Genomic DNA, 15,253 nt, shown 5'->3' with positions numbered 1-15,253 from the left:
CCGTCACCACCCGGGGACGGGGCCGCGGTACGGCACGGGCCCGCCGCTGACCGCGTCGAGCAGCACGCGGTCACCGAGCGGCGCCCGCAACTTCACCACGACACGCTCCAGCTTCCCTTGCGCGGTACAGGTCTGTTCGCCCTCGCGGTCCACCACGGAGGTGGTGAGCACGACGCTGCCGCGGGTCTCCCGCGCCCGCACCCGCGGCCCGTCGTCGCACACGCCGTGCACGGCGACCACCGTCACCGACCGCCCGTCGTCGGCGATGTCGAGCAGTCGGTCCAGGCGGCGCCCCGGCAGGTCGTGGGCGGGCCCGATGGGGGAGCGCGGCGTCGGCGACGGTTCGACGGCGGCCCGCACGAGCGGCGACGCGTAGCCGTCGAGCGTGAACACCCATGCGGGAACCGAGGCGGGCCCGCGCGTGGTGTCGATCCGCATCCGCCCGGCGGCCACCTCCTCCACCACGAGCCGTGGCGTGCCCGCCGCGCGCGGCCCGGCCAGTGCCTCGTACGCCTCCCGCGCACTCACCACCGGACGCGCGCCGGAACCACCTGCGGCCCACGCCACCTCGCCGTCCTCCGGGCCGCCGTCCGGCAGCGCCCCACGGGCCGTCAGGTTCCGCCGCTCGTAGGCCTGTTGATCCTCGTCCCGCAGCCCACCGCGCGGCAGCCGGGTCTCCTCCCCGACAGGGTGGTACCCCGCCCGCCAGACGGCGGCGGCCTTCGACCCGTCCCAGGCTTCGGCCACCCGCCGGGCCCGCTCGCCGAGCGCACCGGCTCCGCCGCCCCCGTCTCCCGCCACCTTCCCGCCGCCGCAGCCGACCGTGCCGACGACGATCACCGCGAGCCCGACCCGGCGGACTGCCCTCGCGCGCATGTGACCTCCTGGACGGCAAGCACCCGGTCCCACCACCCCTGTGACGTGTCGGAGCCCCCACGCGTTCCGCCGCGCATGGTGCCGCACGCCATGCCCGGGCTGCCGACACTGGGGTTCGCACACGTGGGGCGGCACCGCGAGCGGGGCCTACCGTGCCGGCACGGCCGACCGCGAACCGGAGGAAACCGATGCCCCCGCGCCCCAGACGCACCGCACTCGCCGCGCTCTCCCTCGCCGGGGCGTGCGCGCTCACCGTCACGCCCGTGTCCGCCGCGCCGGACGACGCCGGGCACTGCGCGGGCCGCGCCCGCATCCACGTACCCGGAGCGGAACGCCAACAGGCCGACTGTCTGGACGAGTTGACGACCGCGGGCACCGCCCGCACCGGACACACCGACCCCGCCGACTACAACGGACTCACCCCGAAGGGCCTGGCCACCCCGACCGGCGTCCCCGGCATCCAGATCGACGGCTACTTCCCCGACACCTCGACCACCAACACCAACCACGGCTGGAACCACGACGCCCAGTTCGTCATCCGGCTCCCCGACCGCTGGAACGGCGGACTCGTCGTCACCGGCACCCCCGCCAACCGCGAGCAGTACGCCAACGACCGCGCCATCGCCGACTGGGTCCTCGCCCGCGGCTACGCCTACGCCGCCACCGACAAGGGCAACACCGGCCTCACCTTCTACCGCGACGGCGACCGGCCGGGCGACGCCATCGCCGAGTGGAACGACCGCGTCACTCAACTCACCCGCGCCGCCAAGAAGGTCGTCGCCCAGCGCTACCACCGGCCGCCCGCCCGCACCCTCGCCACCGGCCTCTCCAACGGCGGCTACCTCGTCCGCTGGCAACTGGAGAACCACCCCGAGCTGTACGACGGCGGCGTCGACTGGGAAGGCACCCTCTGGCGCACCCAAGGGCCCCATCTGCTCACCCATCTGCCGCCCGCACTGCGCCACTACCCCACGTACGCCGCCGGAGGACCCGGAGCCGAGGACGCGCGCCGCGCCCTGCACAAGGCCGGCTTCCCCGCGGGCTCCGAATTCCTGTGGCCCTACCACCACCAGGTCTACTGGGACCTCACCCAGCGCATCTACCGCGAGGAGATGGACCCGGACTTCGACGGCCCGACCGAGGCAGGCACCCCCTACTGCGCGCCCGGCACCCCGTCCTGCGACGCCGACTACGACTACGCCGCCCGGCCCGCATCCGTGCACCGCGCCGTCGACCGCATCGCCCTCACCGGACGCATCGGCAAACCCCTGATCACCCTCCAGGGCACCCTCGACGTGCTGCTCCCCATCAGCGAGGACTCCGACGTGTACGCGGCCATGGTGCGCGACGCCGGACGCGGCGGCCTGCTGCGCTACTACCGCGTCGAGGACGGCACGCACGTCGACTCCCTCGTCGACGCCTTCCCCGACAAGCTCCGCCCCATGGTGCCGTGCCACCGCTCCGCCTTCTCCGCCATGGAACGGTGGCTCGACGGCAAGAACCGCCCACCCGCGAGCCGCACGATCCCGCGCCCGGCCGACGCGACCCCGGCCGAACTGCGCGCCTCCTGCCCGCTCGGCTAGCGGACGGCAGGAGGCCCGACGGTCAGCGTCGTCGACCGGGTGTCCGCCGACGAACGCCCCGTCTCGATCGCGTACGTGCCCGGTTCCACCGCCAGGTCCAGGGACCGGGTCACCGACGTGAGGACGGCGTCGTCGAGCGGGAAGGCGACCGTGGCCCGCTCGCCCGGCGCGAGGTCGATCCGCCGGAACCCGCGCAGCTCACGGACGCGCGGCCAGGACGTCGCGCCGCCGACCCGGCGCACGTACAGCTGCACGGTCTCGCGGACCGGCCTGCGCCCCGTGTTGACGACCTCGACCTCGCACACCCCGTCGGCGACACGCGGCGCGCCGAACTCCGTCGTGGTGTACGACAGGCCGTGACCGAAGGGGTAGAGGGGTGCCACCGGCTCGTCGACGTAACCCCCGTAGCCGTGGTCCTTGCTGTTGTAGAAGACGGGCAGCTGGCCGGACGAGCGCGGCACCGACACCGGAAGCCGTCCGGCCGGCTCGCACGCGCCGAGCAGCACATCGGCGACCGCCCGGCCACCCCAAGGCCCCGGATACCAGGCGCTCACCAACGCCCCTGCCTTCTCGGCGAGTTCGGGCACGGCATGCGGGCGCCCCTGCACCAGCACCGCCACACAGGGCGTCCCGGTGGCCGTCACCGCGTCGACCAGCGCCCGCTGCCCGGCACCGAGCCGCACGTCCGCGAGGTCGACGCCCTCGCCGCATGTCATCTCGGTGGGGTTGCCGGTCGCGACGATCGCGGCGCCGTTGGCGTCGAAGACGGTGTCGTGCTCCCGCGCGCTGGAACCACCGAGCACCAGCACCGCGACATCGGCCGCCGCGGCGAGCTCCACGGCCTCCGCGATCCCCGACGTGTCGTCGCCGACGAGATCGCAGCCCCGCGCGTACGACACCTCCGCACCGGCCTCCCGGAGCCCGGCGAGCACCGAGACACCACTGCCTGCCCGCTGCGGCGCCGTGTAGTCGCCGATCTGCTGCGGGATCGAGTCGGCGTTGGGGCCGACGACCGCGATGCGCGCGGCGGGGGAGAGGGGGAGCAGTGCCGCGTCGTTGTGCAGCAGTGTCACCGAGGCGCGGGCGATTCTTGCGCTCAACTCCCGCGTGGCCGAGGGCTGTTGGGTCGCATCGCCCGCGTACGGGTGCTCGAACAGGCCGAGGCGGAACTTCAGGGCGAGCACACGGGACACCGCCGCGTCCAGCGCCTCGACCGGGACGAGGCCCCGCTCGACCGCCGTCCCCAGCTCCGGGAACACCTCGTCCCACAGGCTGAGGTCCGTGCCCGCGGACAGCGCGAGCGCCGCCGCCGAAGGACGGTCGCCGGTCAGCCGCACGAGACGGTCGAGCGCGCAGCCGTCCGCCATCACGAGACCGTCGAAGCCCCACCGCTCCCGCAGCAGCGCGGTCAGAAGCTCGCGGGAGGCCGCGCACGGCAGGCCGTCGAACTCGTTGTACGCGGCCATCAGCCCGGCCGCGCCCGCCCGCACCCCCGCGAGGGCGGCGGGGAGGTGGATCTCGTGCAGTTCGCGGGCGCCGATCTCGGTGGCGGCACTGTTCCGTCCGCCCACCGAACTGCCCTGCCCGGCAAAGTGCTTGAGGACGACGGCCGCGTTCCCGGGCCCGTACGTGTCGCCCGTGCCCTGCATCCCGGACACCAGCGCCTCGGTGAGCCGCGACGCGAGGTACGGGTCCTCGCCGAAGCACTCCTCGCTGCGACCCCAGCGCGGATCGCGCACCAGGTCGAGCGCCGACACCAGGGCCACATGTCCGCCACGCGCCCGCAGCTCGGCCGCCGCCGCTGCCGCCGCCTCCCGGTACAGCTCCGGGTCCCAGGTCGCGCCGACCGCCAGGTTCACCGGAAGGACCGTGCCGTCGAGCGCTTGATGGCCGTGCGGCACCTCCTCCACCATCAGCACCGGGATGCCGAGCCGCGACTCCTCCACGACGTGCCGCTGCACCATGTCGGAGACCCGTGCCCCGTCCGCCGCCGTGATGCCGTCGGCGAAGGTGACACCGGACCACGGGTCGGCCCGCTGGAGCCCGTACAGCGCGCCCATCCCGCCGAAGCGTGTCACCTCGTCGCGGAACGCGTCGGTGAGCCGGTGCCCCTGCTCGGTCCGCTCGTACGCGTTCCAGCCGTACATACGCTGGTTGACCTGGCCGACCTTCTCGACGAGCGTCATCCGGCCGAGCAGATCGCGGACCCGGTCGGCGACCGGCGCGGCGGCGTCCTTGTAGAGCTCCATGGGTCAGGCCTCCGCGCCCAGTTCGACGACCCGCACCCCGTACGGGGCGAGCGTCACCTCGTTCAGAGGCTTGCCCAGGTGGTCGGAGGGGCGCACGGTCATCTCCTCCTCGGCCTGGCTGACCAGCCACAGGAACCGTCGCCCGTCCTCGTGCACGAGGGTGTCCGCGCTGACCAGCGGCGTGTCCACCGTCACCGGGCGCGCCGCCCCCGCGACCTCGGCGAGCGCCGCGTACAGCCGGTGCGTCTCCTCCGGGTTCACGCGCGCCGTGCGCGCCGCCATGTGCTCCAGCGGGTACGTCGCGAGGATGGTCCGCCCCGCGCCGATCTCGTGCACAAGCAGCGCCGGACGGCCGTGCGCGTCCTTCGCCACGACCCGCGCGCCGTCGGGGACGACCGGCAGCCACGCCCGGCTGTCCTCGTTGCCCGCGACGGGGAAGCGCAGCGTCTCCCCGGCCCGCACACCGCCGAAGTCCTCGGTGAACGTCATCTCCAGGACCTCGTCCTCGATCGGCTCCGCCACCCCGTACGACAGCTGCAGCTCCACCCCGAACAGGCCGTCCAGGTCGTGGAACCACGGCCCGCGGGTCCCCGGGTGCTCGCCCGAGCAGAACGACAGATACACCGTCGAGCCCTCCCGCGCCCGCGACTCGAGATCCCGGCGGGTGCGCGTCGTCAACTGCCGTGTGGACGGCAGCAGATACAGCTGTACGTCACCGGGCTCCGGCAGCCCGTCGGCCTCGCGCGCGAAGCCCACGGGGAGGTCGGCGCCGCGCGCGGCGACGTACGCCTGCTGGAGCGAGGTGAAGATCAGCGGCCGGTCGGCGGGCCGGCTGTACGGGTAGCCCTTCTCCAGGAACGCCGGCACCACCAGCGCCGCGCCCGCGTCCGTGCGGCGGCAGCGCGGGAAGTCGACCTCCTTCAACACCTCCGCGAACGCGGCCAGTTCGCGCAGCGGCTCCTTCGGACGGCCCTTGCTGTCGGTGATGCCGAAGTGCATCTCGAACGGGTGGTGGTCGTACGGCGACTGCTCCCACAGCTCGTCGTAGTCCGTGTTGTTCCACGCCATCCAGCCGGTGGCGCCGCCCAACAGCGAATTGTGCAGCGTCTGCCGGTAGTACACGCCCGCGTTGCGCGCGGACACCGTGTCCGTCGACAGGCCGAACTCCTCCAGGACCACCGGCTTCCCGGTGACCGCCGCCAGCTCGCACTCGAACGCGGCCCGGTAGTGCTGGCGCGGCCGGTCCGTGTCCGAGCGGTACACGTGCGGGCCGACGAAGTCGACGTACGGGTCGGTGTCGCGCAGCGAGAAACCGTTGTCCTTGCCGGTGACCTCGATGCCCCACGCGCCGTCGCCGAGCGACACCGGCTGCGTCGCGCCCGCCGCCACCACGGCCTGACACATGAACTGCGCCCAGGCCGTCACCACGTCCGAGGACGGCGGGTCGACCTGGTAGACGCGGCCGTAGCCCGGCATCTCGTTGGTGATCAGCCACCCCGTCACCGCCGGGTGGTCCTTGAACCGCCGCGTCATCTCACTCGCGAACCACGCCTGACGGCCGACCATCCACACGTCCTCGTAGAGGTCGCGACCGCCGCGCCAGGCCGGGTCCCAGTTCTCGCCCGACATGTGGCCGACGATGAACGTCGGCACCGAGCCCATGCCGAGCTCCTCGTGCGCGTCGAGGAAGTCCCGGAAGCGCGCGCACAGTTCCTCGTCGATCCGGTGCGGCTCGGGGTGGAAGTCGGGCCAATAGAAGAACGAGCGGGTCATGTTCAGACCGTGGTCGCGGAGCGTGCGCAGCTCCTCGCGGACGACGACCGGGTCGTAGTTCCGCCACATCAGCGGGCCGCCCGTGCGGGACCAGTAGTTGGCGCCGAGCCAGGGCAGGACGGACGGGTGGTGGGACAGCTGGGCGCTGTGGCGACGCATGGTGCTCCAGACGAAGGTGCCGAAAAGGTGCTGAAGTAAAGGGGAGTTGAGGGCTACGAGGCCGCCGGTCCCGTCGATTCGCGGACGACGAGCCGGGGGCGCTCCGTGAGGTCGGGCGCGGGCACGTCCTCCTCGCCGACCTGCGTGAGCAGCACGCGGGCCGCCGCCGCGCCGACCACGGTCACCCGCTGGTCGACGGTGCTGAGCCGGGGGTGCAGCCAGCGGCCGAGCGGCAGGTCGTCGTAGCCGACGACGGACAGGTCGCCGGGGACCGTGAGCCCGGCGCGCTGGGCGGCGCCGATGCCGCACATGGCCATCGAGTCGTTCGCGTAGACGATCGCGGTGGGCCGGGGCGTGAGAGCCAGGAGCCGTTCCGTCGCGGCGATCGCGGCCTCGGCGCTGAAGTCCGTGGGGATCACGGCGGCCGGCTCGAGACCGGAGCGGGCCAGGACGTCGGTCAGGACGCCCTGCCGGAACCGGGAGTGGACCAGCTCCGGAGGCCCGGACACGTAGCCGATCCGGCGGTGGCCGAGCGCGAGCAGATGCTCCACGGCCTCCGTGACACCGTTCTCCTGGTGGCTGAGCATCACGCCGTCCGGGCCGCCGAGCAGCACGAACGGCAGGCCCAGACGGCGCAGTCGAGCGGGGCGCGGGTCGTCGATGCGGCTCTCGGTGAGCACCGCACCGTCCACCCGGCCCTCGGCGGCGAGCCGCTCGTAGAGGCGGCCCTCCTCGGCGACGTCCGTGACGAGGTGGAGCAGCAGGCCGTAGCCGCGCGGCGCCAGCTCGCTCTCCAGACCGTTGATGAGCTCGCTGAAGTGCGGGTCCGTGCCCAGGACATCGCTGGGGCGGCGCACCACGAGGGCGATCGTGTGGCTGCGCGAGCGGCGCAGGGCGCTCGCCGCCGCGTTCGGCGACCAGCCGAGGCGGGCCGCCGCGTCCTGCACACGCCGCCGCGTCGGCTCCGAGATCCTGCCGGTGCCGTTGAACACCTTCGACACCGCCGCGGGGGAGACACCGGCCTCCGCCGCCACGTCCTTGATGGTGGGCCGCCTGCCCGACGTACGGGTACTCACATCTTCACCGCGCCACTGACCAGGGCCGTCTGCATCCGCTTCTGCAACACCGTGTACACGATCCACACCGGGACGAGGGTGAGCACCGTGCCCGCCGTCAGCACACCGTAGTCGGTGCCCGTCACCGACTTCAGGGTGGGCAGGGCGACCTGGATGGTGCGCAGGTCGGGGTCGGGGCCGATGAGGACGAGGGAGTACAGGTACTCGTTCCAGAACGTCAGGAAGTTCAGGAGCAGCACGGTCGCGATGCCGGGCAGACACATCGGCGTGTAGATGTGCCGCAGCACCGCGAACGTCGAGGCGCCGTCCATCCGCGCCGCCTCCTCCATCTCCTTCGGGATCGTCCGCATGAACTGCACGAGGATCACCACCGACAGCGGCAGCGCGGTCGCGGGGAGCAGCAGCACCATGAACGTACGGGTGTGGAACAGGCCCGCGGCGGCCGCGAGCAGGAACGTCGGGAACAGCGCGGCGAACGTCGGGATGAGGAACCCGAGCGAGAACACCTTCTCGATCGCCGACGCGAGACGCCCCTCGGCCCTGGCCAGCGCGAATGCCGCGGGGATGGCCAGGCCGAGCGTCAGGACCAGCGAGAACACCGTCACGAGCGCGGAGTTGAACACCGCGGTGCCCAGGCCCGCGGTGCGGAACGCCGTGGTGAAGTTGTCGAACCCGAACGACGTCGGCGGCGCCAGCGGACTGCCGAAGATCGCGTCGTTGGACTTGAAGGCGGAGACGACGAAGTAGTAGAGCGGCACCGCGAGCACCACCGCGTACAGCCACACCAGGATGTGCGCGGGCCACCACGACCGGCCGAACTTCGCATGACTCTTGCTCATGGGGAAACAGCTCCGATCGGCTCAGGGCTCAGTGGCTGGGACGGAAGACACGGCGGACGGCCAGCAGGCCCACGAGCCCCGACAGGAAGAGGATCACGCCGACGGCCTGGCTGTAGCCGAGGTCCGCCTCGATGAACGCCTTCTGGTACACGAGGAAGGACAGCGTCGTCGACGAGGTGCCGGGGCCGCCCTGGGTGAGCAGCAGCACGTGCTGCGCCGAGCCGAACAGCGTCCACAGCAGCTGAAGCATCGTCACCACGCCCACGTAGTCGCGCACGACCGGGAAGTGGATCCGCCACATCGTCCGCCAGTGTCCCGCCCCGTCGAGCTGCGCGGCCTCGCCGAGGTCCTCGGGGACGCTGGACAGGCGCGCCGCGAACAGCACGGCCGTGAAGCCGATGCCCGCCCACACGTCCAGCGCGATCAGGCAGTACAGGGCGGTCGACGGGCTCGCCAGCCACGCGTCGGTGAGCGAGCCGAGGCCGAGCCCCGACAGGGCGCCGTTCAGCAGGCCGTCGGGGGAGAGCGCGGCGTAGAACACCATCGCCTTCGCCGGCGTCGAGATCAGGCCGGGCACGAACAGCAGATACCGGATGACGCGATGGCCCGGCGGCCGCTGCGCGACGTAGTAGCCGATCATGTACGCGCAGGTGATCATCACCGGCAGCGCGATGACGAGCTGGACCGCGGTGTTGCGCACGGCCGCCCAGAACGCCGGATCGTCGAAGACCGTGCGGAAGTTGTCGAGGCCCGCGAAGGACACCGGCTGGAGCATGCCGGGCCAGTGCAGCGCCGCGATCACGAAGATCGCGACCATCGGGCCGACCATGAACAGCAGGTACCAGGCGAGCGCGGGCAGCGCCAGGATCGTGCTGCCCTGGCGCCTTCGGCTCGCGCGGGTCTTCTCGGAGGAGGGGGCGCGGCCCGCGCCGACGGCGGGCCGGGGCGTCGTGATGGTCATCGTTGGCGGCTTTCCGTTCTCGGCGTTCGGCGGGCTCAGGCGGACCGGTACGCGGACTCCAGCGCGGCGCGGACGGCGCGCGCGGAGGTCCCGGGGGTGAAGGCCGTCGACGTGGCCTGGATGAGCGGCTGCGCGGCGGCGGCCGGGATGTACTGGTCGGGCAGCACCACCTGGCTGACGTCGTCGCCGAGTTCCTGCGCCTTCGCCACCAGCGGGAAGTCCGTGCTGAGCGCGTCGGTGAGCACCGACATGTCCCGGCCGCCCTCGGTGACGAACCGGTCCACGACCTCCGGCCGGTACATGAAGCGGATGAAGCGCTCCACCGTCTCGATCTTCTGCACGCCGTTCGGGCTGATCCAGAAGCCGGAGACGGTGTACGTGCGCAGGATCGTCGGCTTCTTCTGGACCGCGCCGTCGGGGAGCGGGAAACCGCCCACGGAGGTGGTCTTGACAACGTTGTCGGGAACGCTGGCGAGGGCCGATGACATCGCCGACTGCATGGCCGCGTGCGCGGTGTTGAACTGCGTCGTCATCGCGTCCGACGTCAGCCCCTGCGCCTTGTCGGCGAACACCCCTGCGTTCCGCAGGTCGACGAAGTACGCGATGCCCTCCTGCGCTCCCCGCGATCCGCTGAAGTCGCCTTCGCGGAACAGGTGTTGGGCCTCCGCGGGGGTCAGGAACGTCTGGATGACCTGGGCGAGCAGCTTCTGCCCCGTCCAGTCGTTGCCGCCCACCGTGAACGGGGTGATGCCCTTGCCGCGCAACTTCTTGGCGGCGGCGACGAGTTCGTCCGAGGTGCTCGGCGGGGTCTCGACCCCGGCCCGCTCCAGGAGGGCGTGGTTGAAGGCGATCGGCCAGTTCGTCCCGATGTACGGGAAGGCGCGCAGCCGCCCTTTGGTGTCGGTCCACTCGGTGACGGCCTTCGGGATGACGCGCTCGCGCAGCCCCCAGTCGTCGAGGTACTCGCCGACCGGCACGGTGGCCCCGACCTCGGTCCACGACAGCGTCTTGTCGTAGAGGTTGACCATCACGACATCGGCCTCGGCCCGCGCGAGCCGCGAGGTCTCGTAGACCTGCCCCAGGTCGTCGCCGTTGATCAGGTTCTTGACGGTGAGGTCCGGATTCTCCTTGCGGAACTGGTTCACGACCGCGCGGAACGTGGGGGAGCCCGGGGCGTTCCCGCCCATCTGGCTGTGGATCACCAGGGTGTCCGGGTCCGAGCCGTAGCCCGAGAACGGGCCGCACGCGCTGAGCGCGGGCACTGCCGCAAGACCCGCACCCAGAGCCATGAAGCCACGTCGATTCATCGGGGAGCGCAAGGCGGGAGGCCTCCTGTCGCATGAGGTATATCGATATACCTGTGGGGTGCGAGCACCGTAAGCAGGAAGCGGAACGGGGTCAACCCCTCGGGGCGGACGAGGTGTTACGAGGGCGGCTCAGAGGGTTGGCGCGACCGGAGGCCGCATGCCGAGCCATTGCTCGGCGTCCCAGGCCTCGAACCGCTCGACCTCGGTGAAGCCCAGTCTTGCCGCGAGCCGCATCGAGCGGGTGTTGGCGGTCTGGGTGGTGAGGAGCACCGGTTCGCCAGGGAACGCGTCGGTGACCCAGTCGAGCGCCGCCGCGCACGCTTCGGACGCGTACCCCGACCCCCAGGCCCGCGGCAGGAACAGATAGCCGAGGTCGAGCCTGCCCGCCGCGGCCGGGCGATGGTGTGCGGGCGACCTCCGGAGCAGGATCTGTCCGATCATCGCCCCGTCGAGTTCGACGACGAAGCTCCCGGGCCATCGCTCGGGCACCGCGGGCAGCTCGCGCTCGAGCGCATCGTGCGGCCGGGGCCCGCCGAGGTAGGTGTGCGCCTGCGACGAGGCGAGAAGTTCGAGGAACGCCTCGCGGTCGCGGGCCTCGGAGCCCCGGAGTACGAGCCGCTCCGTCCTGATCGGGTCCGGCGGCCGGACGGCGAGCTCCAGTGCGTCCATCGGCGCACGGTAACAGGAGGTCGGTCCGGCTACCCCTGTGCCGTGGGGCGCACGACGATGTCACCCACGTCGATGTCGGAGGGCTGCTCGATGGCGTAGGCGACGGCGCGGGCGATGGCGTCCGGCGGGATGCCGATGTCGCCCAGACGTGAGGCGAGTTGCTCCTTCACCTCCGGCGCGATGTGGTCCGCGAACTCCGTACGCGTGACGCCCGGCGAGACGACCGTGACGCGCAGGCTGTCACCGGCCTCCTGGCGCAGGCCCTCGGAGAGGGTGCGGACGGCGTTCTTGGTGGCGGCGTACACCGCCTGGTTCGGGACGACGCGCAGTCCGGCGGTGGAGACGACGTTGACGAAGTGGCCCGTGCCCTGCTCGCGGAAGACCGGCAGCGCGGCCGCGATCCCGTACAGGACGCCCTTGAAGTTGACGTCGACCATGTTCTCCCAGTCGTCGACCCGGAGGTCGTCCAGAGGGGAGATCGGTCCGATGCCGGCGTTGCTGACGAGAACGTCGAGCCGGCCGAAGCGTTCGCGCGCCAACTGGACGAGGGCGGCGACATCCTGGCGGCGCGTCACATCCGTGCGGAGCCACGCCGCCCGGCCGCCCGCCGCCTCGATGCGTCCGGCCAGGTCGGCCAGGCGCTCCGTGCGGCGGGCCCCGAGGACGACCCGCGCCCCGCGCTCTGCGAGCAGCAGCGCCGTGGCCTCACCGATCCCGCTGCCGGCGCCGGTGACGGCGACGACCTTGCCCTCGATTCCCGGGACGTGCGACATGGGGCGGTCCTTCCCTGGAGCAACGCGAGGCAAGTGGGGGATCCCCCACTTAAGTGGACCGTGCGACCCTAAGTGGGGGATCCTCCACTTGGCAAGCGCGCAGGAGACGGGCGGAAGGGGGAGCGATGGCGGACCGAGAGGCGGCGCGACCGCTCAGGGCGGACGCGCGGCGCAACAGGGAGCGGATCCTGGCCGCCGCGGTGCGGATGTTCACCGAGGACGGCCTCGACGTGCCGTTCGAGAACATCGCCAGGGCCGCGGGCGTCGGCAGCGCGACCCTGTACCGCAACTTCCCGACCCGCGAGGCGCTGATCGAGGCGGCCTACCGCAATGAGGTGGCCCGGCTGTGCGAGGCCGCCACCGACCTGCTCGCGACGCATCCGCCATACGAGGCCCTGCGTGCATGGACCCGCCGCTTCATGGACTACGCGTCCGCAAAGCACGGCATGGCCGACGCGCTGCGCGCCATGGCGGCCGAGGGCGGCGATCCGTACGGGCACAGCCGCGACATGATCGAGGCGTCCATCGCCGAGTTGATGGGCGCCTGCACGAAGGCCGGAGTCATTCGCACCGACATCCCCACGAGCGACATCTTCGCGGCGCTCGCCGGCATCGCCCTGACGTCCGCGAGGCCCGAGCAGCGCGCGCAGGCCGAGCGGCTTCTCGACCTCACCCTGGACGGACTCCGGCGTACGGCCTGAGCGTTCAGGCCCTCGGGCCCGGATGGCTGCGCGGTCGCGCCGGGGCCTCCGGCTCGTCGGTGCCCACGAACAGCTCCGGGCGCTGCGCGCGGATCGTGGTGATGTCGACGAAGACCGTCTGGAGGTGGCCGCGCAGGGCCTGTTCGGCGCGGGCCGCGTCGCGCTCCTCCAGTGCGTCGACCACGAGGCGGTGCTCGTCGATGAGGTGCTCGATGCGGTGGGGGAGCGGCAGGCTGAGCCGGCGGGCGCGGTCGAGGTGGGCCTTGGCCGTGGTGACCGTGCGCCACAGCGTACGGTGACCGCTGGTCTCCATCAGGCGGCGGTGGAACGCCTCGTCCTCCTCGAAGAACGTGTCGTCGTCCCCCGCGTCGAGCGCGGCCCGCTGCGCGTCGAGGATCGCGCGCAGCGCGGCGACGTCCTCGTCGCTCGCCCGCTTCACGGCCTCCCGCAGCGCGGCCAGTTCGAGCGCCTCCCGCATGAACTGGGCCTCGAGGACGGCGTCGACGCTGATCCGGGACACGAACGTGCCGAGCTTCGGGAAGATGTCGACCAGCGACTCCTCGCCGAGCAGGATCAGCGCCTCGCGCACCGGGGTGCGGCTCACATCGAGCTCGGCGGCCAGCTCGTTCTCCGACAGCGGGGCGCCCGGCGGCAGTTCGAGGGACGTGATGCGGGCGCGCAGCAGCGCGTGCACCCGCACCCGGTTGGACTCCCGGGGCGTCGTGCCCGCCGTCGTGTGCCGTGTCGTCCGCCCGCTGCGTCGCTGCTCGTCCCGCATGCCGCTCACCCTCTCACCTCAGCTGCGGAAATTCTTACATACAAGCCTTGTATGTAAGCTCCGGCGCGGGTAGAAAGTGGCGGGTCCGCTTCCGACCGGAGGTCAACGATGACCAGCCACCCCGTCACCGGCACCGAGGTGACGCAGCCGTCCGGCACCACCCCGCCGCCCCGCCCGCGCGGCCGCGGCAAGAACGTCCGCTGGGGCATCGCCGTGCTCTGCTTCGGCGGCCTCGCGGTCAACTACCTCGACCGCTCCACCCTCAGCGTCGCGCTGCCCACCATGTCCAAGGACCTGCACATCGGTCCCGAGACCCAGGGCTTCGTCCTCAGCGCGTTCTTCCTGACGTACGCGATCTGCCAGCTGCCCGCGGGCGCGCTCCTCGACAAGTACGGCGTCAAGCGGGTCTTCGCGCTCGGCGCGATCTGGTGGTCGGTGGCCACCGTCGGCATGGGCCTGGTGCGCGGCGTGGGCTCGCTCGTCGGGGCGCGGATGCTGCTCGGCGCGGGCGAGGCGGCCGGCTATCCGGCGCCCGCGAAGGCCGTCTCGCGCTGGTTCCCGCGGCACGAGCGCACCCTCGCCAACAGCGTGTGGGACAACGGCGCGCGCGTCGGCACCGCCATCGCCCTGCCGCTGGTCACGGCGCTGGTCTCCGCCTTCCACTGGCGGGTCGCGTTCATCGCCTGCGGACTGCTCGGATTCCTGTGGATCATCGGCTGGTGGCGGCTCTACCACGAGCCCGCCGACCACCCGAAGCTCAGCGACGAGGAGCGCGCCTACATCGAGGCCGGCGGCGCCCGCGTCGAAGAGACGCCCGCCGAGGCGGCGGACGCGCCCAAGGTGCGCTGGCGGGACCTGTTCCGGTACCGGACGGTCTGGGGCATGATGCTCGGCTTCTTCTGCCTGAACTACGTCATCTACTTCTTCATCACGTGGTTCCCCAGCTACCTCGTCGACGAGCGCGGCTTCGACCTGCTCTCCCTGGGCTTCTTCGGCACGGTCCCCGGACTCGTCGCCATCCTCGGCTCGCTGCTCGGCGGCTTCACCGCGGACCGGCTGCTCCGCAAGGGCTGGTCCACCACCAAGGTCCGCAAGACGTGCCTGATCTCCGGCACGCTGTGCTCCTCGGTCATCGCGCTCGCCGTGGTCGTCCCGACCGCCTCGGGGGCGCTCGCGCTGCTCTCCCTGAGCTACGCCTCGCTGACCTTCGCCACCGCGTCCGTCGCCTCGCTGCCCGCCGACGTCGCGCCCACGGCGGGACATGTCGCCTCCCTCGCCGGCATCCAGAACTTCGCGTCGAACGTCGCCGGGTTCCTCGGCCCGATCGTCACCGGCTTCCTGCTCGCGGCGGGCGGTGGCTCGTACCTGGTGCCGCTGCTGGTCTCCGGAGGCCTGTCCGTCGTCGGCGCCCTGACCTACGCGTTCGTCATCAAGCGCGTCGAACCGCTGCCGGTGCGCGCCTGAGAACCTGCCGACACACCGTCCGTACGAACGACATGCCCGTACGGT

General features: G+C 72.1%; 13 protein-coding genes. 3 read left to right on the top strand and 10 right to left on the bottom strand.

Annotated features, from left to right (window positions below):
- Positions 1–3 precede the first annotated feature (3 nt).
- Complete coding sequence (locus ACTWJ8_RS05855; protein ID WP_443263178.1) at positions 4–876, bottom strand: hypothetical protein; 873 nt, start codon at positions 874–876, stop codon at positions 4–6.
- Between the two features lie 188 nt (positions 877–1,064).
- On the opposite strand from ACTWJ8_RS05855, the gene ACTWJ8_RS05850 reads away from it, so the two are divergent.
- Positions 1,065–2,459, top strand: coding sequence for a 3-hydroxybutyrate oligomer hydrolase family protein (locus ACTWJ8_RS05850; protein ID WP_443263177.1), 1,395 nt, complete (start codon positions 1,065–1,067; stop codon positions 2,457–2,459).
- Here the strand turns inward: ACTWJ8_RS05850 and ACTWJ8_RS05845 are convergent.
- The 8 genes from ACTWJ8_RS05845 to ACTWJ8_RS05810 form a co-directional block, all read right to left on the bottom strand.
- The gene (locus ACTWJ8_RS05845; RefSeq protein WP_443263176.1) at positions 2,456–4,708 is read right to left on the bottom strand and encodes a glycoside hydrolase family 3 N-terminal domain-containing protein; all 2,253 of its coding nucleotides are present in this window, start codon (positions 4,706–4,708) and stop codon (positions 2,456–2,458) included. The genes ACTWJ8_RS05850 and ACTWJ8_RS05845 overlap by 4 nt on opposite strands.
- Positions 4,709–4,711: 3 nt before the next feature.
- Positions 4,712–6,640, bottom strand: coding sequence for a cellulase family glycosylhydrolase (locus ACTWJ8_RS05840; protein ID WP_443263175.1), 1,929 nt, complete (start codon positions 6,638–6,640; stop codon positions 4,712–4,714).
- 53 nt (positions 6,641–6,693) lie between these two features.
- The gene (locus ACTWJ8_RS05835) at positions 6,694–7,716 is read right to left on the bottom strand and encodes a LacI family DNA-binding transcriptional regulator (RefSeq protein ID WP_356381281.1); all 1,023 of its coding nucleotides are present in this window, start codon (positions 7,714–7,716) and stop codon (positions 6,694–6,696) included.
- A complete protein-coding gene (locus ACTWJ8_RS05830) occupies positions 7,713–8,555 on the bottom strand; it encodes a carbohydrate ABC transporter permease (RefSeq protein ID WP_443263174.1) in 843 nt (280 codons plus the stop codon). The genes ACTWJ8_RS05835 and ACTWJ8_RS05830 overlap by 4 nt, the downstream gene beginning before the upstream one ends.
- A 28-nt stretch (positions 8,556–8,583) precedes the next feature.
- Entirely contained in the window at positions 8,584–9,516 is a 933-nt protein-coding gene (locus tag ACTWJ8_RS05825; protein WP_356381271.1) for a carbohydrate ABC transporter permease, read from the bottom strand.
- 35 nt (positions 9,517–9,551) lie between these two features.
- On the bottom strand, positions 9,552–10,835 hold the full coding sequence (locus ACTWJ8_RS05820) for an ABC transporter substrate-binding protein (protein WP_443263173.1): 1,284 nt from the start codon (positions 10,833–10,835) through the stop codon (positions 9,552–9,554).
- A gap of 117 nt (positions 10,836–10,952) precedes the next feature.
- Positions 10,953–11,492: a GNAT family N-acetyltransferase gene (locus tag ACTWJ8_RS05815; RefSeq protein WP_443263172.1), complete on the bottom strand. Its 540-nt coding sequence runs from the start codon at positions 11,490–11,492 to the stop codon at positions 10,953–10,955.
- Positions 11,493–11,521: 29 nt separating this feature from the next.
- Positions 11,522–12,265, bottom strand: a complete 744-nt coding sequence (locus ACTWJ8_RS05810) for an SDR family oxidoreductase (RefSeq protein WP_443263171.1) — start codon at positions 12,263–12,265, stop codon at positions 11,522–11,524.
- A gap of 125 nt (positions 12,266–12,390) precedes the next feature.
- On the opposite strand from ACTWJ8_RS05810, the gene ACTWJ8_RS05805 reads away from it, so the two are divergent.
- The gene (locus ACTWJ8_RS05805; protein ID WP_443263170.1) at positions 12,391–12,966 is read left to right on the top strand and encodes a TetR/AcrR family transcriptional regulator; all 576 of its coding nucleotides are present in this window, start codon (positions 12,391–12,393) and stop codon (positions 12,964–12,966) included.
- A gap of 4 nt (positions 12,967–12,970) precedes the next feature.
- Here the strand turns inward: ACTWJ8_RS05805 and ACTWJ8_RS05800 are convergent, their stop codons facing one another.
- Positions 12,971–13,744 (bottom strand): GntR family transcriptional regulator, encoded by a 774-nt coding sequence (locus ACTWJ8_RS05800; RefSeq protein ID WP_443263169.1) that lies wholly within the window; start codon positions 13,742–13,744, stop codon positions 12,971–12,973.
- Positions 13,745–13,852: 108 nt separating this feature from the next.
- Between ACTWJ8_RS05800 and ACTWJ8_RS05795 the strand changes: the two genes are divergently transcribed.
- A complete protein-coding gene (locus tag ACTWJ8_RS05795) occupies positions 13,853–15,208 on the top strand; it encodes an MFS transporter (protein WP_443263168.1) in 1,356 nt (451 codons plus the stop codon).
- Positions 15,209–15,253 lie beyond the last annotated feature (45 nt).

This window comes from Streptomyces sp. SDT5-1, assembly GCF_052245995.1.
GTDB lineage: Bacteria > Actinomycetota > Actinomycetes > Streptomycetales > Streptomycetaceae > Streptomyces.
The sequence above is the reverse complement of the archived record's forward strand: the minus strand, read 5'-3'. Positions and strand labels throughout refer to the sequence as shown.

Coding starts and splice junctions, on each gene's coding strand:
- ACTWJ8_RS05815 (WP_443263172.1), bottom strand. CDS start 11,492: ATGGACGCACTGGAGCTCGCCGTCCGGCCGCCGGACCCGATCAGGACG.
- ACTWJ8_RS05810 (WP_443263171.1), bottom strand. CDS start 12,265: ATGTCGCACGTCCCGGGAATCGAGGGCAAGGTCGTCGCCGTCACCGGC.
- ACTWJ8_RS05855 (WP_443263178.1), bottom strand. CDS start 876: ATGCGCGCGAGGGCAGTCCGCCGGGTCGGGCTCGCGGTGATCGTCGTC.
- ACTWJ8_RS05805 (WP_443263170.1), top strand. CDS start 12,391: ATGGCGGACCGAGAGGCGGCGCGACCGCTCAGGGCGGACGCGCGGCGC.
- ACTWJ8_RS05845 (WP_443263176.1), bottom strand. CDS start 4,708: ATGGAGCTCTACAAGGACGCCGCCGCGCCGGTCGCCGACCGGGTCCGC.
- ACTWJ8_RS05850 (WP_443263177.1), top strand. CDS start 1,065: ATGCCCCCGCGCCCCAGACGCACCGCACTCGCCGCGCTCTCCCTCGCC.
- ACTWJ8_RS05840 (WP_443263175.1), bottom strand. CDS start 6,640: ATGCGTCGCCACAGCGCCCAGCTGTCCCACCACCCGTCCGTCCTGCCC.
- ACTWJ8_RS05800 (WP_443263169.1), bottom strand. CDS start 13,744: ATGCGGGACGAGCAGCGACGCAGCGGGCGGACGACACGGCACACGACG.
- ACTWJ8_RS05830 (WP_443263174.1), bottom strand. CDS start 8,555: ATGAGCAAGAGTCATGCGAAGTTCGGCCGGTCGTGGTGGCCCGCGCAC.
- ACTWJ8_RS05825 (WP_356381271.1), bottom strand. CDS start 9,516: ATGACCATCACGACGCCCCGGCCCGCCGTCGGCGCGGGCCGCGCCCCC.
- ACTWJ8_RS05795 (WP_443263168.1), top strand. CDS start 13,853: ATGACCAGCCACCCCGTCACCGGCACCGAGGTGACGCAGCCGTCCGGC.